Here is a 23,612-nt window from a genome sequence, read left to right as displayed (position 1 = left end):
GCTGCGTCTTGACCGTTGCTTAGCGTCGATCTTTCGGGCCGCCGACGAATGCCTGCTCCAATGTGTCCAAGCCATAAGCTGTGTGGAGCGCGCGGATAATATCATGGATGTTGTCCGCAGACACCACACAGGACACTTTAATCTCGGACGTGCTGACCATCTTGATGCTGACCCCTGTCTCGGAGATGACTTTGAACATCTTCGCTGCAACACCTGGATGACTGACCATGCCCGCCCCAACGATAGAAATCTTCACCAAATCAACTTCGGACGTAACTTCCCGATACGGAACCTCTGCTCGAATCTGTTCAAGCACGGCAATCGCGCGTTCACAGTCATGAAGATCCGTCGTAAAGGAGAAGTCTGCCTCACCATCTTGCACACCGCTCTGCACGATAATATCGACATCAATATGCGCATCTGCGAGCGCTCCGAACATGTTCGCCAACACACCCGGCAGATCAGCAACGCCGAGTACACTAATTCGTGCTACGTTCTTATCATAAGCGATGCCGCTGACGACGACGCCTTGTTCCATAATCGCTTCCTCCTTCACATAGGTCCCTTCATTATGGTTGAAGCTTGAGCGAACAACGATGCATACGTTGTTGTGCTTCGCATACTCAACCGCCCGCGGATGCAGAACTGCCGCGCCTAAATGAGCCAACTCCAGCATCTCATCATAGGAAATCTCTTTTAATTTGCGGGCACATCGTACGATACGAGGATCTGTCGAATAGATTCCGTCCACGTCCGTATAAATCTCACAGACATCCGCTTCGATGGCTGCAGCTAGGGCGATGGCCGTCGTGTCTGAGCCTCCACGGCCCAAGGTCGTAATCTCACCGCTGTTCGTCATGCCTTGAAATCCGGCTACAATTACAATTTGCCCGTCATGCAATGCGTTCTTCACTCGTTCAGGCTGAATATCCTGAATGCGGGCTTTGCCGTGCGTTTCATCTGTGCGGAAGCCTGCCTGCCATCCCGTCATCGATACTGCATCATGACCTTGTTGATGGATGGCTATGGATAGAAGGGCGACAGATATTTGTTCCCCTGTCGTGAGAAGCATGTCCATCTCGCGCGCAGGCGGATTCTCATTCAAATTCCTGGATTGATCGATTAATTCGTCCGTCGTATCCCCCATCGCGGAGACGACGACGACGCATTGGTGGCCTTGTTCTTTTTTTTCAATGATTCGTTTGGCAACCCGCTTCAACCGTTCGAGATCTCCGACAGAACTGCCCCCGAATTTCATGACGTATAGTGCCACGCTGACTCACTCCCACCCATGTAAACTGTATGATGCTTTCATTTAATTGCATATTATAGCATGTTTTTATTCGTATGGTGGAAAAAATATATGAAAATCTGCATGGTCTGGCATGTTCGGATTCTGACCTGCGGGGAGAGTGGCTCCAAGCAATGAGATAACATGTCGTTTGGCGAGTTCAGACTGCCCTAAAAAGCATTCACGAAATCACTTTAGGCTGCTCACATTTCCGTTACCTAAAATGGATTCTGTTTAGAAATTACTCCTTAAAAATTTGAAATATATTCCTTTCTACGCTACGCTTATACTGTATAGATAGATCTTGACAGAACTAGTTTTGTGTTGACTTCTTGTGAATATTAATTTTAAGGAGGTTTTTTATAAGTTTCAAACTTTAAATAACAGCACCCGGTTACTTGGACGGCCAAAATCCAATATAAATTGGAGCTGTACTTTCTGGATGTAATCATTACTTTTTTCGCATTGCTTGTAGCATCCAAGCTTTACGTAGCGTTGATGGTTCATGAAGAGATAGTAATTTCCTTTAACCATTTTTCGTAAAGATAATACCCTTTCACGTTAAAGTTTATTCCTGAACCCTGATGTTACACAAAACAGAAAAAAAGCTATGAGCACGATTACACTCATAGCCTTAGTGCACTTCCATTATGCGCGTGAAATATATTTGCCTTCACGCGTATCGATCAAGAGAACGTCGCCTTCGTTAATGAAGAGCGGCACTTGGACGTTCAATCCAGTTTCCACAGTCGCATTCTTCGTCGCGCCCTGAGCCGTGTTCCCTTTTACGCCAGGTTCAGTCTCGGTAACTTGCAGTTCAACGCTATTTGGTAAGTTAATACCTAAAATTTCGCCTTGATAGCTAACAATGTTAACGATCATGTTGTCTTTCAAGAAATTAATTTCCCATTCCAATTGCTCCTTGGTCAAGGAGAATTGGTCATAAGATTCGTTATCCATAAACGTATATTCGTCACCGCTGTTGTACAAATATTGCACTTCGCGATTATCGATTTGCGCGCGTCCGATCGTTTCTCCCGCACGGAACGTCTTCTCAACTACGTTTCCGTTGCGCAAGTTACGCAATTTGGAGCGTACAAACGCTGCGCCTTTACCTGGCTTTACATGCTGGAAGTCTACGACGGAGAAGATGTCACCGTCTACTACCACTGTCAAGCCTGTCTTAAAATCGTTAACTGATATCACTGTAAATTCCCTCCTACATGCATGGCAACCCCGATTATCCATTATGACGCCGAGAACCGTCAAGAAGCGGGTTCATCCATTGCCTGCGTAAGGCCATGCCGAACCCGCACTGCCGAATCGGTCATTACATGTCTAATACGAGCAGTTGTTTCGTGGATTGTGTTATTATTTCAATCCCGTTGTCCGTGATGACGATATCGTCTTCGATTCGCACCCCGCCGAATCCAGGCAAGTAAATGCCAGGTTCCACCGTTACGGTCATACCGGGAGTTAACACCTGATCGCTAGTATGAGCCACTCTTGGAAACTCATGAATTTCCATGCCCAAGCCATGTCCCAGACTGTGACCGAAATTGTCTCCGTAACCATATCCCTTGATAACATCGCGCGCGAGAGCATCAGCTTCGCGGCCCGTCATTCCCGGGCGGATGTGCTCTAGCGCCTTCAGCTGCGCTTCAAGCACGATACTGTAAATCTCGTTATGCTTGTCGCTCGGTGTCCCGAGCACGACGGTGCGGGTCAGATCAGAGCAGTACCCTTTATACAGCGCACCAAAGTCGAATTTGATGAATTCATTGCCTTGAATGATGCGGTCGCTTGCCACGCCGTGCGGCAAGGCGGAACGCTCGCCGGAAGCGACAATGGTGTCGAAGGAGCTCGATGTCGCGCCGTTTTTGCGCATGAAGAATTCCATCTCCAACGCTAATTCCTTCTCACTCACACCCGGCTTGATGAAGTTCAGGATGTGACTGAACGTCTTATCTGCAAGCTGCGCTGCTTCTCGCATGACAGCCAGTTCATCGGCATCCTTAATCATACGCAGCTCTTCGATAATACCGCTGACTGGCACGAGTTCCACAGGCTTCAATTGCTCCTGATAAGAAGTATAAGTCGAATAAGTCATATGATCCTGCTCGAAGCCGAGCCGCTTAATATTCATTTCCGACAGAAGCTGCTTCAGCGTATCCGTCATCCGAAGCGCATGTTCAACAACCTCGAATTCCTTCGCTTGCTCGGAGGCTTGCGTCGTATAACGGAAATCGGTCATGAACACGGCGCGGTCTTTCGTAATGACGACGTAACCAGCCGAGCCTGTAAATCCGGACAAGTAGCTTCGATTCACCGCGCTCGCGATGAACATAGCTTCCAAGCCTTTCGTTTCCATTGCATGTCTTAATCGAGTCAATCGTGGTTGGCTCATCTTCTCATCATCTCCTGACGCACTTTATATTTACGTTTCGGACGGGGCCGCAGCCGTATGCGAAGACACATAACGGTGCAATGCGATTAACCCCAATTCATAGCTAAGCGACCCAAATCCAGCGATCTGACCGACAACGACGGGTGCAGTTACCGAGACGTGACGGAATTCCTCACGCTTATGTATGTTGGACATATGAACTTCTACGGTCGGAATACTTACGGTGCTGATGGCGTCCCGCAGTGCATAACTATAATGTGTTAACGCTCCAGGGTTGATCATAATGCCGTCACATTTGCCGTAAGCAGCGTGGATGCGGTCAATGATTGCGCCTTCGTGATTGCTCTGGAACGTCTCTAATTGAACGTCCATCTCCTGCGCCATTTGTTCAAGCCGTGCTTCAATCGCAGCTAACGATTCGCTGCCGTAGACACCTGGCTCTCGAATGCCGAGCATATTTAAGTTCGGACCGTTCAGTACCAAATAGCAAGCCAAGCAGATCCCACCTCTCCAGCGTATCGTCAACAGACGAATCCTCACGTATTTTATCATACGAAGCAAGAAATGAGAAGAACTAAAGCATAAAGTTGAATGAAAACCATTTCATGGATTCACATGACCGGTTCAGGCTGCTTCCCTTCCGAATTTGAGCCGTGGCCGCCGCCAGACTTATCATTGCTCCCAGTGGTCGGTCCCTGATCGCCGCCTTGATTACTGCCTTGTTTTTGCGATTTGGCATCATCGGGCTCACGCAATCGTTCATCATTGAATTCTGTGGCAACCGTATATCCAATGAACAGCCCCCATAAAAGCATGGTGCAGGCTTCCGTCCAAATCGTATTCCACGTTGTCTGCCGTACGGGAGGCATGAGCCCTATCCACGGACCGATAGCGACAAATAGCAGAAACCACCATGCCAGCCCATACAACATGCCTGCCCATGGACCTGGAATCTTCCGCATGAACAATGTATACAAAATGGCTGCCGCTATAGAGAAGAAGATAAAGAAAACCAGACCTGCAGCCTGCCCCTTTATCGTAGTCAAGTACTCATGCTTGTAAAAAGGTTCAACCAGAAAGCCAGGTACAACGATTGTAAATTGAAACAAATAAGATAGCCAATGCAAGCCCCCCCATATCAACCCTGCAAAAAATCCGAGCTGAAGAGCAAATTTTAATGGGTTCGTCCGCTTCTGCTGTCTTACCTGTCTAGCTTGCTGCTGATTCATCCGTTGAAGCCCACCTCTCATGTGCGATCTTTCATTTTTGTATGTAGTATGCTCCACTGTAGAATTATAGATTACAATCATGATTACAATCATGGTGTGGAAAACGGCAAAGAAATTCGTTACAATAAAATTATTACAATTTGGATTTATCGGGAATGCACAATTAAGGATGGTGAAACGATTGTCTCAAGAAACAAAAGCAAATTACGGAGGACAGGCCGTTATTGAAGGCGTAATGTTCGCCGGCAGACATGTAAATGTGACGGCCGTTCGACGTAAAAATAACGAGATTACTTTTTACGAAGTTCCGCGGCAAGATAAGCCCTGGATGAATAAGCTGAAGAAGATTCCGTTCATCCGCGGCATTGTGGGCATCTTTGACGCCAGTGCCAAGGGGTATCAACATTTGAATTACGCTGCAGAGAAGTATGCGGAAGATGAGGAAGGCCCGGAAGCGAATCCGCAAGACAAGCAAGAGTCCAAGTGGAATCTGGCAATGATTGTCGGTGTGGCGGTAGTCGGCGTATTGTCGCTCGTATTCAGCAAGATCATCTTCACTGCCGTTCCTGCCATAATTGAAGAATTGCTGCTCGGCAAGGCATTCGACAACCGTGTCGTGCACACATTGATTGAAGGTCTTATCAAAATCGCCTTTCTGCTCGGCTACCTATGGCTGATTGCCAAGACACCGATCATTAAGCGATTGTTCCAGTACCACGGAGCAGAGCATAAGGTTATTACTGCCTATGAAGCAGGCGTTGACCTGACAGTGAAGAACGTTCAGAAGTTCAATACATTGCATTACCGCTGCGGCAGCAGCTTTATTATCTTATCCGTCATTATTGGTGTCGTGATTTACTCATTCATCCCATATGATAACTTATGGGAGCGCGTGTATCCGCGCCTGCTGCTTATTCCGGTCGTCATTGGCATATCATACGAATTTTTGCGGCTGACCAATGCGCTGCGAGACGTCCCTGTCTTGCGTTGGCTCGGATATCCTGGTCTGTGGCTGCAGCTCTTGACGACAAAGCAGCCTGAGGATGACCAGGTTGAAGTATCCATTGCTTCCTTTAACCGTATGCGTGAATTGGATAAAGAACTGGTAAGCAATAAAGCAGCTTCCTAAACCCAAGCGAAAGGGATGAAGACGATGGCTCCACGTTGGTTATTATATGTACTCGTCCTATTCGTCGGAATCGGTATATTTAGTAGCTTTAGGCAGGATCCGTTATACGTCCTCATCCCTATTGTGCTTATTGCAGTGATTTGGCTGCTCTACCGATTCGGACCGAAGCGCAACACCCCGAGAGTGAAGAAGTCTGCTCAGACAGAAGCGAAGCTAAAAGGAACACAGCCAAAAAAGCGCGTGCGCAGCCGTTCACGGGCATCGCTGCGTGTCATTGACGGACAAAAGTCAAAAGAAACGAAGAAGCAATCGAAATAAACAAAAGACAGCGCAGCAGACGGAAAATTCCGACGCTGCGCTGTCTTTTTGTTAGCGTGCCTATACTTTGATAACCTTCGTGCAGAACGCTTGATACATTTGTTCGTAATTGCCGTAATCCCACTCGTCAAAAAATTTCGTTCCCGCACTCAGGCCGGATTCGTACAACGCCATGCTTTCTTTTAGCGTCAAATCGAATTCCGTCGTTCCGATGCCAAGCGTCTGGATTTTAATGGTACGAAACCGATTCTGTTTATCGATATAACGCTGATCATGAGCCGACATCATCGTTTCGAACATCGCCTGCAGCATCGTAATAAGCCCTGTAATCCGGTGGGGCTGATTTTCTTTCTTTCCCACCATCTGGAACCCGATCGTCGGCATGATGCGCCTCGACTTCGGATCGCGCTCATCATCGAACAGCCACAACGGAAAGTTGCTTAGCATCCCGCCGTCGACAATATAGACGAACTGCTTATTGAACGGCTTGCTGCGTCCGCGCGGAGTATGATGGGCATAGCGAATGATGACAGGATCAAAAAAATACGGAATGCTTGTGCTCATTCGAACCGCTTGGCTGATGAGCATTTGATTTGGCTCAATGCCATACTGTTTGATATCGTCAGGCAAGACCAGCAGACGGCCATTCGAAATATCCGAAGCAATTATGCGAAGCTGATTGTTCTTCAAATCGCCGAAGGTGCGGATGTTTTTTTTCAATAGACAAGCATGAATCCACTGCTCCAGCCGTTCACCAGAATATAGCCCCTTCTTGAACAGCAATCTGGCTGCAGGTCCAATCCACTTCACTTGAAAAATGGGTGCACGCTGTAAAAACGATGAGAAGGGCATATCCAAAATGAGCCGCTGCAATTCTTCAGCCGAATAACCGGCAGCGATCAGCGCAGCGACGACGGATCCAGAGGAGGTCCCTGCGACGTGCCTGAATCGGATACCGTTCAACTCCGCCGCACGTACTGCGCCTGCTAACGAAATGCCCTTAACGCCTCCGCCCTCAAATACGGCATTAATGTACATCGCCCATGACCCCTTCCCGCCTGCCTACTGTTATGTATGCACGGCGAGAGGAGGATATGTCCATTTCCCGTTACAACTTTAATAAAAAATTATGATTACCATTGAAATGCGTTTAAATAAAGTCACGTTTCAAGCTAGACGCGATAAAACTATTATTGTTTATAATATTGCTGTAAACGATCCGATACCTGCTTCGTGTTCTTCATTAAATCTGTAGCGCTAAAGAAAATGCTGCCTGCGATATTATTGTATTGCTTGTTGTAATCAAGCTGTTTTACGAGCACGTCCGCACTGTTCCAGTCCTTCTCCTTCGCATCCGTCAATTTATAAGCGGCATGTCCGATATATAAATCAACGCCGGTACCCGCCGTTTCTTTGACCCACCAATCTACAAGCGTATCGTATGAAGCGGCCGTATGTCCGATATGCCAATATACTTGCGGAGCGATATAGTCGATCCAACCATTCTTAATCCAAGTTCTCGTATCCGCATATAAATTGTCATAGCTGCTTACCCCTGCTTTCGTTGCTGAGCCTGTCGGATCAGCACTGGAGTTGCGCCAGACGCCGAATGGGCTGATGCCGAATTTTACTTGCGGTTTCGACGCTTTAATGTCCTCGCTCACCGTCTGCACGAATTGATTGACATTGCTTCGCCGCCAATCTGCTTTGTTATTGAATACTTTGTTGTATTTGCGGTATGTATCCTCATCCTTGAACGGTTCCTTATCTTCACCGTACGGATAGAAGTAATCGTCCAGATGAACGCCGTCGATGTCATACTGTGTCACGACCTCCATAATCGTATCCGCAATGAAGCTTCTTGCTTCCGGTACGCCTGGATTATACAGCAGCTTGCCGCTATGTTTGACGACCCATTCCGGATGCTGCTTCGCCGGATGATCATCAACAAGTTTATCAAGATTGCCTTGAACGCTAATGCGATACGGATTAAACCAAGCGTGAAACTCCATCCCTCGTTTATGAGTCTCTTCTACCATGAAGGCGAGCGGATCATAACCCGGGTCTTGTCCCTGTTTGCCTGTCAGCCATTCCGACCATGGCAGAAGCTTCGATGGGTAAAAGGCGTCCGATGTCGGGCGAACCTGAACAAATACGGAATTCATTCCCATCTGCTTCAGCTTGTCCAGCATATCGACATATTGTTGCTTCTGCTGCTCAGCGTTAAAGCCGGACTTGCGCGGATCTTGCGGCCAATCGATATTGTAAACCGTCGATATCCATGTTCCTTTCAAGCGGTCCATATGAATTTCTTCGCCGACATCCTCGCTGCTGCTCCCAGTCACTAGCGTAACCGTTCGCGTGTTCTTGTCCCAATTGACCGGCACGCCGACATTTTCACTAATGAACCGAAGAGGAACCATCGTGCGGCCCGCATTCATCGTGGCGCCGACATCCAATTCCTTATTTTCACCGTTTACATCCGCCAAGCTGCTGCCCAGCGTTAACTTGATTACGGTGCCGTCCTTGCGGAACTCTACCTGCCTATTCGTTGGGTCCCAGTCGACTCCCGCTCCAATCGCTTCCCCTACGGCCCGAAAAGGCAGCATTGTCACATTTTTGCCCGGAACGATATAAGGCGCTACATCCGTCTCCAGACGGCGCTGATTGACGAAGATGCTTACATCGTCGGCTGCCGCTGCCGCAAGCACAGGCAGCGACGTGCTCAGCATCATCGCTGCGCATGCGCCCATCAGTATTCGTTTGACATTGTTCATGGTCAGTAACCTCTCCCTTACATGTGATGAGTAAAAACTTCTCTCCTTGTATTAGACGCAAAAAATAAAACATCTGTTTCGCTTGAAACAGATGTTTTACGATTCAACTTCCAATTCACTGCGCACGCTATTCAACGCTGCCACTCGTTCCGGATCACGTTGGAAGTATTCAACCAGCGCTTCAATGCAAGTAATCGAATCCCAACTTAAGTGATGCTCGATTCCTTCCACATCTGTATAAATATGCTCGTCCTGCACTCCAATCAACTCTAAAAAATGCTCGAGCAGCTGGTGTCTGTCAACCAAGCGCTTACCGATCTTCTTTCCTTTGCTCGTAAGAACAAGGCCCCGATATTTTTCATATATGAGATATTGATCTTTATCGAGTTTCTGAATCATCTTGGTTACGGATGACGGATGTACCTCCAGTCCTTCCGCGATGTCTGATACGCGAGCGTAGCCCTTTTCGTCGATCAGTTTATAGATGCGCTCCAAATAATCTTCCATGCTTGGTGTAGGCATCAAAATTCCCTCATTTCATTCCACATTAAAAAAAACTCCATCCGGAGCAGAATAGTGCACCTCTAAGTTTACATTGTTTCTCGAACAAGTTCAACCTTCCCCATAAATACGACATTTACCAGCGATTACTCCACTTAGAATACACAAACTATATTGGACTGCACACATTGCTGATACAAAAGGAAGGGAGGATATGCGCATGCCAACCCAGAAGATTGTTCCGGCCTACGCCACCACAAGCAGCTACCCACGCGCCACGTTGAAATTCGTGCCAGAGCTCGTCTATTTTGAACCAGATGCGTTAGATTATCCGAAAGGCAAGCAAATTATGGATTGGGTCACAGCGCAAGGGATTGAGTATCAAATGACCACCTCTCATAACCGAATTACTAATTTGCCCGGAGAAACCGATGTAGAGAAATATCGAATCGCCAAACGCACGCTTGTTGTCGGTGTGCGCAAAACATTACATTTCGATCAATCTAAACCATCGGCGGAATATGCAATTCCTATCGGAACAGGCTGCATCGGGCATTGCCATTATTGTTACTTGCAAACAACGCTAGGCGCCAAGCCATATATACGGGTATATGTCAATACAGATGACGTGTGGAATGCGGCAAAGCGTTATATCGAAGAAAGAAAGCCTGAGGTTACACGGTTCGAAGCGTCGTGTACATCAGACCCGTTAAGTCTCGAACACATTACAGGCAGCTTGTCTGATCTGATCGAAAGAATGGGACAGGAGGAATTCGGACGCCTTCGCTTCGTCACCAAGTATCATCATGTTGAACCCCTGCTTCACCTGAATCATAATCGCCGCACAGACGTCCGCTTCAGTGTGAATGCCGATTATGTCATACACCAATTCGAACCTGGAACCTCACGCTTCGAGGAGCGTATCGAAGCAGCAGGCAAAGTCGCTCGTGCCGGTTACCCGTTAGGCTTTATCATCGCACCAATCTATTGGTATGAAGGCTGGGAGGACGGATATACAACTTTGATTAAGCGACTAGCGCAATCATTGCCGGAGGAAGCGAAATGGGACTTGACGTTTGAGCTCATCCAGCACCGCTTCACGAAAACAGCCAAATCTGTCATAGAGAAGCGATATCCGAAGAGCAAGCTTGAAATGAAAGAAGAGGAACGCAAGTACAAATGGGGCCGTTGGGGACAAGGGAAATATGTTTATCCGGATGAGAAGGCCGGCGTGTTAAAGTCATTCATTTCGGAACAAATTTACGAGCATTTCCCGACTTCCCGCATCCTTTACTTCACGTGATGAAAAAAACCGTGTGCCTTAGTAGGAATAAGAGCACACGGTCTATCGGTTAATGAATGTCTATGTAAGATTTCGCAACCAATCAGGCGTAATTTGCTGCAGCCAAATATTGAGCTGGTTCAAATGATCCGTAAAGAGTAGCACTCCCATTATGATCATAATGCCACCGCCTAGTTTCATCATGATACCGGAATATTTCGTAAGCCAGCGGGTCGAACCAATAAAGAACGATAAAATAAAAAACGGCAAACCGAATCCGATGCAGTAAGCTGTGGTCATTAAGATGCCCATGCTGGGCTCTAAGGCGGTCAGAGAAAAAATGGCCCCCAAAATCGGCCCTACACAAGGCGACCAGCCTGCTGAGAAGCCCATTCCGAATAAGAACGAACCGAAATAGCCCCCTTTTTTGCTGACATCGAACTTCCAATCCTTCATGAGCATCTGCGGACGGAATATACCGAGTAAGATGAGCCCCATCACCAAAATCAATATCGCTGAAATTTGCCGCACCACATCCCTGTATTGGGACAAAAAGGATCCCAAGAAGGTGGCACTCAGTCCTAACGTGTAGAACACGACGCTAATTCCGAGAATGAAGAACAGCGTATGCGTCATCGTCTTCCATCTGACTGCCCGCGTGTTCTGCTCATTCTTCAACTCATTGACCGACATTCCGGTAATAATCGAAATGTACGAAGGATACAACGGCAAGCAGCAGGGAGAAATAAATGATACCACTCCCGCCCAAAATGCAATCCACACCGTAATATCCGCCATTGAAACCGCCTCCTCCCGCTCAAGCTTGCATAGAGCTGTATTTCGTCATGCAAGCACCGTTATACTTTTACCCCGCGGCGTATTACTAAGGTCAATATTAACACGGCAATGAGCAGAAGGACAATCGTTGCCCCTGGTGCCAAATTCCAAATACCTGCTGTCAGCAGTCCAGCAACGACGGCGAACTCTGCCACCAACACAGACGTAATGACCGCTTGCTTGAAGCCTCTGGCGACTAACAGGCTCGTGGCGACCGGGATCGTCAATAATGCGGATACGAGCAGAGCCCCCACAATCTTAATCGCTGCGCTGATGACGAGTGCGGTCAGCACGGTTACGGCTAAATTGAGCCAGCGTACCGGCAAGCCATTGACGGCTGCTGCATCTTCGTCAAACGTCAGCATGAACATCTCTTTGAAGAAGATAAGCATAAATATAATGACAATGGCCGTAACGACTCCAACGACCGTCAAGTCCGTGCTGTTCAGTGTATAAATGCTTCCGAACAAATAATTGGTCACATTCGCATTAAAGCTCATACCGAGCGTAAAAAATAACGAAGCCAGCGCTACCCCGCCTGACATAATAACCGCGATGGACAATTCGGCATAGGTTTTGTACGCTTTGCGCAGCTTCTCAATCGCTACCGCACCGAGAAGCGCAAATACGATCCCCATAGCTAGAGGATACACACCGAGCAAAAAGCCGAGCGCTACGCCGGCTATCGTTACGTGCGCAAGCGTGTCGCCGATCATCGATAAACGGCGCAGCACAAGGAACATCCCCATTAACGGCCCGGTCACTCCAATAAGCAAACCACCGATAAGCGCCCGTTGAAAAAATTCAGAACTGATAATATCCAACAATCGTAACGACCCCTTTAAATACGTGTTCAAAAAGACCACTTTTCAGCACCGAGAAGGTTGCAAGAACCCTGCTTCGCGTAAAAGGAGGGCTTTTTGAACTACCCCTTAAATTCAATCCAAGTGCAACACGGCGTTACTCTTAACTGAGCACGCCGTGTGTTAAATCTGGTTCCACACACTCCACATTGTGCGAATGCTTGACAAAGAAGTTAAGCTTACCGCACGTTCCCTTCGGATCACTGCCCAACCACGAATTGACCAGATCCAGATCGTGCGACACCATAATGAACGTCATATGATGATGCTCGTGAAGATGCTGTAATAAATTGAAAAATTCCTTTTGCGTTTGAGCATCTATTCCAACCGTCGGTTCGTCAAGAATGAGCAACTCTGGCTTATTCACCATCGCTCTGGCGAGAAACACACGCTGTTGCTGTCCGCCTGACAACTGCCCGATGCGCTTGTGTGCCAGGTCCTCGATCCGCATCGCACGCAGTGCGTCTTTTGACTGATTGATGTCTTCTTTGGTCAATCGCCGGAACAAGCGGCTCCGGTTATACATCCCGGACTGCACCACTTCCATAACGGTAGCCGGAAAGAGTGGATTGAACGAGTTTTTCTGCGGAACATAGCCAATCCGCTCCCATTCTTTGAACCGTTGAATTGGTGTGCCGAATAGCTTAACCTCGCCCGATGAGGGACGCAGCAACCCGACCAATAATCGAAGCAACGTGGTCTTGCCCGCACCGTTCGTTCCGATGACACCGACAAAATCCCGCTCATATACCGTAAAATTCACATCTTGAAATACTTGCTGTCCTTCATATCCAAATCCAACGTGCTCTAATGAAATCACCTGCTCATGACAGGTGTCAATCGTATTCATCCTCGATTCATCTCGCTTCCTCGTTCAAGCTGTATAAGAGACCGCGCTGAACGTCCATTCTTATTGTAACGCGAGAAGGAGATTTTGCAAATTGCGTTCCATCAACGTCAAATAGTTGTCGCCCGCATCCGCCTGTTCTTTCGTCAGCCCTTCGAGCGGACTCAGCACCAGGATATCGGCTTTCGCTTCGCTTGCTAACGTTTTTGCCAATTGATCCGACACCAACTCTTCGAAAAACACGTATTTAAGCCCTTTCTCCTGGACCAACTTCGATAACCGCAGCAAATCTTGCGCTCTTGGTTCCGCATCCGGCGTAATCCCCATAATTGCATGCTGAGTCAATCCATAATCACGGCTTAAATATCCGAATGCGTGATGGGATACGACGATATCACGATGCTTCACATTTTTCAACGACTCTTCGTATTTGGCATCGATAGCTTCAAGCTTCGATTTCAGCTTTTCATAATTACTCTCATACTCAGCTTGGTGCGCCGCATCTTCCTGCACGAGCGCAACTTTCACATTTTTCGCCATTACGAGCGCCGATTTCGGACTCACCCAAGTATGCGGGTCAGTGCTGCCATGGTCGTGGTCATGCTCATGACCCTCTGCATCGTCATCCTCATGCTCTTCCTCATGGGCATGATCAGCGGATTTTTCATGAGCGCCGTCCGCTTCAATGAGAGCAACGCCCTTGCTTACCTCGATCGTCTTAATTGTCGACGTGGAATCCAATCCTTTCACGAAATCGTCTAGCCAGCCTTCAAATCCGGCTCCGTTCACCATGAGCAGCTGGGACTTTGACGCATTTTGCAAATCGCGGCTTTTTGGCGTCCAATCATGCGGTTCGACACCAGCAGGAATTAAATTAATGGCATTCACATGTTCGCCGCCTATTTCATTAACCATATAATAGATTGGATAAAAGCTCGTAACGACATTGACTTTGCCCTCGACGATGCCCTGCTGAGCGCCGTTCCCGCAGCCAGCCAGCACGAGCATGAAGCTGCACACCAGCACTGCCAGTTTACGAATGTGGGTAGGAGTACGTAGATTCATTGCTTAACTTCCTTTCCATTCCTCTAATTTCCTCTCCTATGCTCATATGTATGAGTGAGCAAGGTATTCTATCTTCTTCGTAATTATTACTATTAAGATTATAGGCGTGGTTAATTCTATTGTCAATCCCTTTTTCAATTCATCCCCCTTCTGACTTTGACAACTATCTAGCCACGATTATAAGATGATTACGTGTCTCTTAATCTAGCAGACAAGCAATTTATTAATAGTGCGTGTTCATAAGAGGGCTTTTTGAACTGCATCTAATTAGGGAGTGAATATTTTTGGAATGGTTGGATTGGCTTAAATATGCAGTGCTCGGTTTGATACAAGGGTTCACGGAACCGATTCCGGTATCATCCAGCGGACATTTGGTAATTGCCGAAAAGTTGTTTGGGTTACATATGGAAGGACTCAGCTTTGAAGTGCTCGTCAACTTTGCATCCTTGTTAGCTATTTTGCTCATTTATCGCAAAGATATTGTCAGACTGGCTGTAAATACGTTCCGCTTCATTTTTAAACGTGATCCAGATGCAAAATCGGACTTTATGTTTGTCGTCTATTTAATCCTTGCTACGATTCCTGCAGGTGTCATCGGCGTTGTATTTAAGGATACGATTGCCGATGTATTCAAAGGAATAAAGATTATCGGTGCTACCCTGCTCATCACCGCTCTCGCATTATGGCTCATTCGCAATTTGCGCGGGCGCAAAGGGGACAAAGACTTGTCCTTCGGGGAAACGTTCATCGTCGGTTTGGCGCAATCCGTTGCGCTCATTCCCGGGATCAGCCGTTCCGGGGCCACGATAGTGGCTGCTATGGCATTAGGATGGAAGCAGGAAACGGCACTGCGCTTTTCTTTCTTCCTTTATATCCCGGTCAGTGTGGGAAGTATGATACTTGAAGGGAAAGACATGATAAAGGACCCTATGATGGGTCAATTGATCGGTCCTTATTTGCTCGCTTTTATTTGTTCCTTCGTCGCTTCCTACTTTGCATTGAAGTGGTTCATGGGCTTAATGGCGCGCGGCAATCTGAAATGGTTCTCCGTATACTGCGTCTTCGCCGGATTGTTCGTGCTATTCTTCTTGAACTAGCATTACTAATCGCATTGCAGTCTAAAGAGGTTGTCCCGACAGGTCTGAAGCACCTGAGGAACAGCCTCTTTTTTATTGGCCGCCATTGGATTTCGTCCAGTAGAAAAGGATCATGTACATCTTTACGATAGGTTACATTGGAATTCATCCAGTCAATGGACACGTACAACGCGGCAATCATCGAAAAGCAGCAGAATCCGCTGGATAAAATGCAGTGCACATGACTTTTATCCGTCTAGTTCGTCCATTTAACTGTATATTTTCCAATTGGGTCCCGGCTAAAACTGAAAAAATGGCAGAGCAGAGATCACTCTCTGCCCCACCATCTTCGTCACAACTATAATTCTACTTCACGATCGCGCCGTTTGGCATGGTGTCCGGAACCATGGCGAGCGTCAATTGGCCATCCTTGGATGCCGCCAAAATCATGCCTTGAGACAGTACGCCGCGCAGCTTCACCGGTTTCAAGTTCACCACGCAAATCACTTTGCGGCCTACGAGCTCCTCCGGCTTATAATACTGCGCAATGCCAGATACGACCTGGCGTTGCTCGTAGCCGAGATCAAGCTCTAAGCGAAGCAGCTTATCGGCCTTAGGCACGGGCTCACAATGCGTAACTTGGGCGACGCGCAGCTCCACCTTCGCGAAGTCGTCGATCGCAATCTCTGCCTTCGCATCCTCCGGCGTGCCTGCTTCCGGCTTCGCATCAGTCGTTGCTTTCTCCACCGCAGCTGCTTGCGTGCCTGAAGGTGCTTCTCCCTCTTTCTTGCCTCCGCTCATCGCTTCGGCAATGGCAGCCACTTCCGTCTCTACCTCAAGGCGCGGGAAGATAGGCTCCCCTTTGACGACCTTCGTCCCGTCAGCGATTACGCCGAACGTGCGCGCCGCATCCCATATCGTGCTCTCGCCGGCTTGCAGCCCAAGCTGCGCCCATACCTTGGCAGGAGCTTGCGTCAAGAACGGCTGTAGAAGAATCGACGCGATGCGCAAGCTTTCCGCCAAATGCGTCATAACTGACGCCAGATCGCCAGCCTTCGCTTCATCCTTTGCCAGCACCCATGGCTGCGTCTCATCAATATATTTGTTCGTCCGGCTAATAAACTGCCAGATCGCCGTGAGCGCGACGGAAAATTCCATATTTTCCATAGCTGCTTCCACTTTATCCACCGTTTGCGCCGCAACATTGGCCAATTCTCCATCAAATGCTGTCACTTGTCCTTGATAGGCAGGAATGTGACCATCGAAATACTTGTCGATCATGGCAACGGTACGGTTCAGCAGGTTGCCGAGGTCATTGGCCAAGTCGAAGTTAACGCGCTCCACGAACCCTTCCGGCGTAAACGTTCCGTCCGAGCCGAACGGAACCTCGCGCAGCAAGTAATAGCGCAGCGCGTCCAGCCCGTAACGGTCAATCAGCATGACCGGATCGACGACGTTGCCTTTGGACTTGGACATTTTGCCGTCTTTCATCAGCAGCCAGCCGTGACCAAATACCTTCTTCGGCAGCGGAAGTCCAAGCGCCATCAGCATAATCGGCCAATAAATCGTATGGAAGCGGATAATCTCCTTGCCGACCAGATGCACGTCCGCAGGCCAATACTTCTCATACAGCTCTGGGTTGTCTGTGCCATATCCGAGCGCGGTAATGTAGTTCGACAAAGCATCGATCCACACATAGACGACATGCTTCGGATCATCCTTTACTTTGACACCCCAGTCGAACGAAGTGCGGGATACCGCCAAATCTTCCAGCCCCGGCTTAATGAAATTGTTAATCATTTCATTTTTGCGGGATTCCGGTTGAATGAAATCAGGATGAGCTTCGTAATACGCTAACAGTTGATCCGCATATTTGCTCATCCGGAAAAAGTAGCTTTCTTCCTTTACCAGTTCCACCGGCCGTCCACAGTCCGGGCAGTTGCCGTTCTCAAGCTGGCGCTCGGTAAAGAACGCTTCACAAGGCGTACAATACCATCCTTCGTATGTGCCTTTGTAAATGTCGCCTTGCTTCAGCAACTGGTCAAAAATGTCCTGCACAACTTTTTTATGCCGCTCTTCGGTCGTACGTATAAAATCGTCATACGAAATATCGAGCTTTCCCCACAACTCTTTAATCCCGCTTACGATATCATCGACGAATTGCTGCGGCGTCTTGCCGGTTTCCCCTGCTTTGCGCTCGATCTTCTGTCCATGCTCATCCGTTCCCGTCAAATACTGAACATCAAAGCCACGAAGCCGCTTATAGCGCGCCATTGCGTCACCTGCTACAGTCGTGTACGCATGACCGATATGGAGCTTGTCGCTCGGGTAATAAATCGGTGTCGTAATGTAGAACGTCTTGTCTGCCTTTGTCATCATAACAGCCTCCTAGCAAAAATAAAAAAAGCCCGCGTCCGCTTTGGGACGAGAGCTTATTCTCACGTGGTACCACCCAACTTTCTGCCGCTCCGATCACGACCAATATATGACGGCGTGAGCTCCAATAGCGACAGCTTCATTGTGACCGGATGAGCCGGTCAACCATTCGATATCGAGAATGACTCGCCACAGGCTTGTGCATAAATGATTCTGCACTTGCAAGCGGTTCCTCCAGGACCATATTCGGAAGACTCCCCATACCGGTTCGCAGCAATCCCGGCTCTCTGTCATGGCACGCTCTTCGTACTCATCCGTTCTTCGGATTTTTATATTTTCCATGTATAGGATAACAAAAATAGAACTATGCTCAATATAGCGTAGCTATTGTCCGCCTGTCAAGGACGCTTTGGCGGAACTGGGTCAAAGCCTCCAGGATGGAAGGGATGGCATCTTGCAATTCGCCTCATCGTGAGCCAAGAGCCCTTCAACGGTCCATGAACCTCCAACGCTTCCATAGCATAGGCGGAACAGGTCGGATAGAATCGGCACGTCGGTGGCTTAAGCGGTGAGATCCATTTGCGGTACACTATCACCGGACCTTGAAAAGCTCTCGTCACCCATCTTGGACGAGCTGAAGCCATGCCGTCGTCGGGCGAAGTCATGATGCACTGCCCTTCGTTTCATCGTTCGCTTTCGATTCTTGTTCCTTATCCATACAAGCTTCGCAATATCCGAACACCTCAAATTTATGCTTAACGACCTGGAATTTCTCAGGCACGTCCGTTAATGGCATCGGGCAAAAATGAATCGGATACGTCTTCTCGCACTGCAGGCAAATCATATGATGGTGATGATGACTTTCCGCACAGTGCACACGGAATTTCACGCCATCCTCGAATACAATTTGCTCTAATACGCCTAATTCATGCATAACACGCAAATTGCGATATACGGTGTCGAAGCTAAGTCCGGAATAGCGTTTTCCCATGAAATCATAGACATCCTTCGGGGTTAGAAAGCCGTCGGTATCCGCGAACAACTTCGCCAAAGTTCGACGCTGGTCCGTTATTCGCAACCCCTGCTCGGCCATCTTTTCGAGTATTTGCTCTGTGCTCAGCATCGAAGTTCCTCCTCTGTATGCAACAACCGGTTATTATTATAATGCTCCAAATGCTGGCGGAAAGTCAAGGAAGGCGCTTACTGGAAGCGTATATATATTTGTGTGGAAATAAGAAGGAAAAAGAGCCTGAACTTTGATAGTGTTAGTGGTGATACACAAAAACTACAAAGAAGGCGCTTCTATACAGAAATTCGACCACAAGCTGGGCCATCGAGTGCGTAGATTCAACGTGTGCTGCTATAACGTTCCGTCCGTTCCTCTCGTATGACACCGTTCCAATTAGCGGTTGTGCATCTGCTTCATCGATTCATACTACGGGCGGTTGCCAGAGGGAGTTACTGGGAGAGTGAACAAAAGGACAGCCGTTAAGCTGTCCTTTAATTAATGAATAATGAATAAGTGCCGATTCAAAAATGCTGCATTACGTTGAGCGCGTGTTATGAACGCGGTTTTGGCATCGGGAGGAAGAGCAAGTTCACAGGCAGGTTGCTGCCTGCGGCCGGAGAGAACAGAATTTCTACCTTTTCCTCGTAATCGCCCGTACGATATACGACGCTGGCTTCATCCACACCGCTGATCAGTCCATGGTTCGGCGTGTTCACCGTCTGTCCGTTTACAAGCATCGCACCCGAGTAGGATCCTCCGCGGGAGTTAAAAGCGATGAGTGTATGCGGCGCCACCTTCTCCAGCTTCACGCGATAGAGCACACCATAGTTCCCTTTGTTAACCATATCCTGGTACGTCAGCATGTCAGTGCCTGTAAGGTCTTTGTCGTTAATCTTATCTGCGAACACCAAGCGTTCGCCCTTGCCTACTTCCTCTCTGACAGTGAAGTTGCGATCCGCATTAATGTACGTGCCGCGAATATGTTCGTCCGTAGCCAACGGCTGCAGATTCGGCAGCTCGGTCAATACGTCTTTATCCGCATCCAACGCAACTACGGTATATTCCAACGTGGTGCTGCCATAGAAATCAGCATACAACGTGTACGTATCATCCGGTTTTAACGGACGCTGATTCAATTCCGGAATGACCACCTTCGTTTCATTTGGCTTCAGCTGCATCTCGGTCGCTTTATCATTTTTCTCAAAGGACTCGAAGTAGCGGACAGAAGCCATCTTACCTGTTTGCTGAGGGTAAGGGCTTGGGCCTGCCAGCCCAGAATGCTCGACAGTGAAATTAGCAGGGTCATCCGAAATGTTTTTCACTACAATATATAATTGAAGATTGTTCGATTTTTTGTTGATGTGGTGCAAAAAGATCCGGGCGCCGCCCGCCACATTGTCTTGGTATAGAATACCATTGTTTTTAACATTCTCCGGACTGTTCGAACGGTACAGCGTACGGTTATTTTCCGAAAATTCCGGCTTCAGAAGCTTCAGACCAAGCACGGTACTGCCGTCGTGAGGATACACTTCTCCGACCGGAGTGTATACTTTATTGAACTCATCAAACGTGTACAGCGTCTCGCTCGTAACCGTAATCGTTTGTGAGATTTCGCTGGAAAGGCCGTATTTGTCGGTTACTTTTAACGTAACGGTATGGTTGCCCGGTTCGAAGAAAGCCGGCTTGTTATTCGTCCATTCCCGCTTCAGGTCAGCGACATCATCATCGTCTGTACTTGCATCTTGGTAGCGAATGTATTCACCCATTTTGTACGTCGTCTTCTCGGTCTGGAAGTTAGCTACCGGCGGCTCGTTCGGCTTCAACACCGTAATCGTTACCGAGTAAGGCGCACTCCATTCACCGCGCTCGTCGCGCACGCGAAGCGATACCGTATACACGCCTGGATCTTCGTAATAGTCCTGCAGGCCGGTCCATTCTTCTTCTACGATTTGCAGGCCGCGTGGAGATTTGGATTCATTCGTGACCGTAACTGGTGTCTGCTTCGCGAAGATTTCCTTCTCGTTAACACTGAATTTTGCGATTGGCGGAGCGCTTAATTCGATGGTGATGCGCTTCGTCTTGTTATCCCATTGATACGGCATTTCGAACGCTTGCATAGCCGATGTAATCGGAACCATGAACGTTCCCTCTTGCATGTAGGAAGCGCCGCTCATTTGGGTTGCTTTCCCGTTGACGCGGTAATTGCTGCTCCCCACTTTATAACGAAGCTCTTTATCGCCGCTTGCAATAATCGTCTCTTTGGTCTTGCTGTCATAGTTCACTTGCAATCCGAACCGTTCGACGAGAGAACGCAATGCGATGTAAGATACGCCTTTTTTCACAGTGATAGGCTGCGGTGATTTATATTCCGCGCCGTCCTGATACATCAGGTTGCTGTTCGCGATTAATACGAGCACATCTTTGCCAGCGTCGCCGGCTCCGATTCCTGAATTGCTCGTTGAATTCGCATTATTGTTTCCATTCTCATCTACGGTACCCTTTACTTCGTCAGTATCCTGGTCCGTATCCGTGCCGCCATCCACCTCGCCCTGAATGGAGCTGCTTCCCTCTTGCGTAATTTCGCTCGTTACTTGCTTATTATCGGTTGTCGTTGTATTCCCTTCAGCCGCAACGATAGGGATAACGGTAATGAATTGCACTGCAGCTACGCAGGTAATGAAAAGCTTTTTCCAAGATTTCATGTTTACGTCCTACTCCTCACCCATCATATACTTTTGTATGTGTCATATTTACGTTTTGTGTATGTTTGAACATAGTTATAGACGCTTTTCTTTACAAAAAGTTTCTAATTTCGATCGTTTTTCTTCAGCAAAATTTAAGGTTTTATTAAAAAAAAGAAAACCTACATCTTTTCTGATGTAGGTTTAATTCGAAATCAACAGCGACAGAAGGTGATATCCCCGCCATTAAGCCCGATGACCGAACGGATATGAAGACGAGATCGTAACCGGCAGCTTGCCGTGCGCCTCCTGACGGCCAAGCAAAACATTGGCCAATGCCGACATCGTAGCCGGGCGATTCTCGTAGCAGCACAGATACGTCGGTGCTTGCGGGAATTGATTCAGATCATATGGATTCCGTGTGGAGACGACGATAACCCGTTTGTCGGAATCGTGCAGCAAACCTTCCACAATATCAACTTGCCCTTGATGAAGCATGGATACGGCATTATACGTCAGCACGATGACCTGGCTATATTCAGCTGCCTTCGCCAATGTATCCCGCACCTCTTCCGCGTCCGGATACGTGCCGATGCGCAGCTCCGTCACTTGCTTGACGTGCGGCTGGAGCGCTGACGCCAACGTAAAGGTTTGGGTGATCGGTTCATCGACCTCCGTGCGCTGACGAACTTCAGGCCAGATAACGAGTGTGGCCTCTTCCGGATCTATCGGCAAGCTTTGCTTGTCATCCTTCACTAACGTAATGCTATCGGCACAAATACGTTCAACGACAGCCTTCGATTCCGGCGTTCCGAACAAGGTAGCGAATTCCGGCGTTACGTCCGCAAGCCGCTCTATGTGGCGCTTCTCCTTCAGGGCGAGCAAACGATGTACGGATTCGTCGATTTGGGACTCGGAGATTCGACCGGTGCGGACCGCTTCGATCAAGGCCTCGATTGCTGCAACCTGTTCTGTAAACGTATGGCTAATCAGCACCAGGTCCGCTCCAGCCTCGACCGCCATAACGGCTCCTTCGGCGATTCCGAACTCCTTCGAGATGGCATGCATCTCGAGGCAGTCGGTTACAATGACTCCATCAAACCCTAGACGCTGACGCAACAATTGGGTCAACACTTTCCGGGAAAGTGTAGCCGGAATGCCATCAGGCTCGAACGCAGGGAACGTGACATGCGCGGTCATGATGCAGTCCACGCCTTCTTTAATTGCACGGATGAACGGTGCCAGCTCGATCGACATGAGACGTTCTTCGCTATGCGGCACAGCCGCGAGGCCGTGATGGGAATCGACCGCCGTATCGCCATGACCCGGGAAATGCTTCGCCGTCGCGGCGACATTGGCATCCTGCAGCCCGCGAATTTGCGCTGCTCCGAGCTCCGCGACGACGTCAGGACGCTCTCCGTAGGAACGGACGCCAATGACTGGATTTTTCGCATTGTTGTTGACATCCACGCTTGGCGCGAAGTTCATATTAATACCCATGCGAAGCAGCTCTTCTCCGCAGATCTTCGCGGCATCATAGGCATGCTCTGCACTGCGGGTCGCACCGATGGCCATATTGCCGGGAATGAGCGTAATGTCGTCCCAATCAATACGCGCTACCATGCCGCCTTCCTGGTCAATGCAAATAAAGAGCGGAATATCCGACTGTTCTTGGGAAATCAGCTGCAGCTCACGCGACAGTCGGCATACTTGCTCCGAATTTACTACGTTGCGGCGAAAATAAATAATACCGCCCACCTCATATTTTTCCAAAAGCGTGCGAATTTCCGTATTTACAGCCGGAGTTTGGAAGCCGCACATCACCATTTGGCCAATCTTCTGTTCCAACGTTAATTGACGTTTACTCATGCCACTCATCCCATCCTCTATATTTAGTGTTAAAAAAGCCACTTATCGTGAATTC

At 48.4% G+C, this 23,612-nt stretch carries 22 protein-coding genes; 4 read left to right on the top strand and 18 right to left on the bottom strand.

Annotated elements, in window-relative coordinates; translation table 11 throughout:
- Nucleotides 1-19: 19 nt before the first annotated feature.
- The 5 genes from M3650_RS16955 to M3650_RS16935 form a co-directional block, all read right to left on the bottom strand.
- The gene (locus tag M3650_RS16955; RefSeq protein WP_251576507.1) at nt 20-1,273 is read right to left on the bottom strand and encodes an aspartate kinase; all 1,254 of its coding nucleotides are present in this window, start codon (nt 1,271-1,273) and stop codon (nt 20-22) included.
- Nucleotides 1,274-1,939: 666 nt separating this feature from the next.
- The gene (gene efp / locus M3650_RS16950; protein WP_019422935.1) at nt 1,940-2,497 is read right to left on the bottom strand and encodes an elongation factor P; all 558 of its coding nucleotides are present in this window, start codon (nt 2,495-2,497) and stop codon (nt 1,940-1,942) included.
- A 124-nt stretch (nt 2,498-2,621) separates the two neighbouring features.
- Complete coding sequence (locus M3650_RS16945) at nt 2,622-3,698, bottom strand: M24 family metallopeptidase (protein WP_251576505.1); 1,077 nt, start codon at nt 3,696-3,698, stop codon at nt 2,622-2,624.
- A 30-nt stretch (nt 3,699-3,728) separates the two neighbouring features.
- A complete protein-coding gene (gene aroQ, locus M3650_RS16940; protein WP_019422937.1) occupies nt 3,729-4,193 on the bottom strand; it encodes a type II 3-dehydroquinate dehydratase in 465 nt (154 codons plus the stop codon).
- Between the two features lie 116 nt (nt 4,194-4,309).
- The gene (locus tag M3650_RS16935; RefSeq protein WP_251576503.1) at nt 4,310-4,927 is read right to left on the bottom strand and encodes a YqhR family membrane protein; all 618 of its coding nucleotides are present in this window, start codon (nt 4,925-4,927) and stop codon (nt 4,310-4,312) included.
- Between the two features lie 181 nt (nt 4,928-5,108).
- Between M3650_RS16935 and M3650_RS16930 the strand changes: the two genes are divergently transcribed.
- Nucleotides 5,109-6,056: a DUF1385 domain-containing protein gene (locus tag M3650_RS16930; RefSeq protein WP_251576501.1), complete on the top strand. Its 948-nt coding sequence runs from the start codon at nt 5,109-5,111 to the stop codon at nt 6,054-6,056.
- A 24-nt stretch (nt 6,057-6,080) separates the two neighbouring features.
- The gene (locus M3650_RS16925) at nt 6,081-6,374 is read left to right on the top strand and encodes a hypothetical protein (protein ID WP_251576499.1); all 294 of its coding nucleotides are present in this window, start codon (nt 6,081-6,083) and stop codon (nt 6,372-6,374) included.
- Between the two features lie 60 nt (nt 6,375-6,434).
- On the opposite strand, the gene M3650_RS16920 is transcribed toward M3650_RS16925, so the two are convergent.
- From M3650_RS16920 to mntR, 3 genes are all read right to left on the bottom strand, one after another.
- Nucleotides 6,435-7,412, bottom strand: coding sequence for a patatin-like phospholipase family protein (locus M3650_RS16920; protein ID WP_251576497.1), 978 nt, complete (start codon nt 7,410-7,412; stop codon nt 6,435-6,437).
- Nucleotides 7,413-7,564: 152 nt separating this feature from the next.
- Complete coding sequence (locus M3650_RS16915; RefSeq protein ID WP_251576495.1) at nt 7,565-9,151, bottom strand: family 10 glycosylhydrolase; 1,587 nt, start codon at nt 9,149-9,151, stop codon at nt 7,565-7,567.
- A 96-nt stretch (nt 9,152-9,247) separates the two neighbouring features.
- Nucleotides 9,248-9,673, bottom strand: coding sequence for a transcriptional regulator MntR (gene mntR, locus M3650_RS16910; RefSeq protein ID WP_019422943.1), 426 nt, complete (start codon nt 9,671-9,673; stop codon nt 9,248-9,250).
- Nucleotides 9,674-9,872: 199 nt separating this feature from the next.
- On the opposite strand from mntR, the gene splB reads away from it, so the two are divergent.
- Nucleotides 9,873-10,955, top strand: a complete 1,083-nt coding sequence (splB, locus tag M3650_RS16905) for a spore photoproduct lyase (RefSeq protein WP_251576492.1) — start codon at nt 9,873-9,875, stop codon at nt 10,953-10,955.
- Between the two features lie 60 nt (nt 10,956-11,015).
- Here splB and M3650_RS16900 read toward each other — a convergent pair whose 3' ends face one another.
- From M3650_RS16900 to M3650_RS16885, 4 genes are all read right to left on the bottom strand, one after another.
- Nucleotides 11,016-11,732 carry a cytochrome c biogenesis CcdA family protein gene (locus M3650_RS16900; RefSeq protein WP_251576490.1) on the bottom strand — a complete coding sequence of 239 codons (717 nt, stop codon included), beginning with the start codon at nt 11,730-11,732 and terminating at the stop codon, nt 11,016-11,018.
- A gap of 59 nt (nt 11,733-11,791) precedes the next feature.
- Nucleotides 11,792-12,595, bottom strand: a complete 804-nt coding sequence (locus M3650_RS16895; RefSeq protein ID WP_026011199.1) for a metal ABC transporter permease — start codon at nt 12,593-12,595, stop codon at nt 11,792-11,794.
- Nucleotides 12,596-12,737: 142 nt separating this feature from the next.
- Nucleotides 12,738-13,484: a metal ABC transporter ATP-binding protein gene (locus tag M3650_RS16890; protein ID WP_251576488.1), complete on the bottom strand. Its 747-nt coding sequence runs from the start codon at nt 13,482-13,484 to the stop codon at nt 12,738-12,740.
- Nucleotides 13,485-13,544: 60 nt separating this feature from the next.
- Nucleotides 13,545-14,546 (bottom strand): metal ABC transporter substrate-binding protein, encoded by a 1,002-nt coding sequence (locus M3650_RS16885; RefSeq protein WP_251576486.1) that lies wholly within the window; start codon nt 14,544-14,546, stop codon nt 13,545-13,547.
- A gap of 284 nt (nt 14,547-14,830) precedes the next feature.
- On the opposite strand from M3650_RS16885, the gene M3650_RS16880 reads away from it, so the two are divergent.
- Complete coding sequence (locus M3650_RS16880; protein WP_251576484.1) at nt 14,831-15,643, top strand: undecaprenyl-diphosphate phosphatase; 813 nt, start codon at nt 14,831-14,833, stop codon at nt 15,641-15,643.
- Nucleotides 15,644-15,988: 345 nt separating this feature from the next.
- Here the strand turns inward: M3650_RS16880 and metG are convergent, their stop codons facing one another.
- The 6 genes from metG to nagZ all read right to left on the bottom strand — a co-directional run bounded on the left by metG (nt 15,989) and on the right by nagZ (nt 23,557).
- Nucleotides 15,989-17,998: a methionine--tRNA ligase gene (gene metG / locus M3650_RS16875; protein ID WP_251576482.1), complete on the bottom strand. Its 2,010-nt coding sequence runs from the start codon at nt 17,996-17,998 to the stop codon at nt 15,989-15,991.
- 96 nt (nt 17,999-18,094) lie between these two features.
- Nucleotides 18,095-18,340, bottom strand: a complete 246-nt coding sequence (locus M3650_RS16870) for a hypothetical protein (RefSeq protein ID WP_251576480.1) — start codon at nt 18,338-18,340, stop codon at nt 18,095-18,097.
- Between the two features lie 56 nt (nt 18,341-18,396).
- Nucleotides 18,397-18,642 carry a membrane protein insertion efficiency factor YidD gene (gene yidD / locus M3650_RS16865; protein ID WP_251576564.1) on the bottom strand — a complete coding sequence of 82 codons (246 nt, stop codon included), beginning with the start codon at nt 18,640-18,642 and terminating at the stop codon, nt 18,397-18,399.
- A gap of 17 nt (nt 18,643-18,659) precedes the next feature.
- Nucleotides 18,660-19,121, bottom strand: coding sequence for a Fur family transcriptional regulator (locus tag M3650_RS16860; RefSeq protein ID WP_019422951.1), 462 nt, complete (start codon nt 19,119-19,121; stop codon nt 18,660-18,662).
- 437 nt (nt 19,122-19,558) lie between these two features.
- Entirely contained in the window at nt 19,559-21,709 is a 2,151-nt protein-coding gene (locus tag M3650_RS16855; RefSeq protein WP_251576478.1) for a stalk domain-containing protein, read from the bottom strand.
- A 225-nt stretch (nt 21,710-21,934) separates the two neighbouring features.
- Complete coding sequence (nagZ, locus tag M3650_RS16850) at nt 21,935-23,557, bottom strand: beta-N-acetylhexosaminidase (RefSeq protein WP_251576476.1); 1,623 nt, start codon at nt 23,555-23,557, stop codon at nt 21,935-21,937.
- Between the last annotated feature and the right edge of the window lie 55 nt (nt 23,558-23,612).

The sequence above is a fragment of the Paenibacillus sp. MER TA 81-3 genome (assembly GCF_023713585.1).
Lineage (GTDB): Bacteria > Bacillota > Bacilli > Paenibacillales > Paenibacillaceae > Paenibacillus_B > Paenibacillus_B profundus.
Note: the sequence above shows the minus strand (reverse complement) of the source record. Positions and strands in the feature narration are given on the sequence as shown.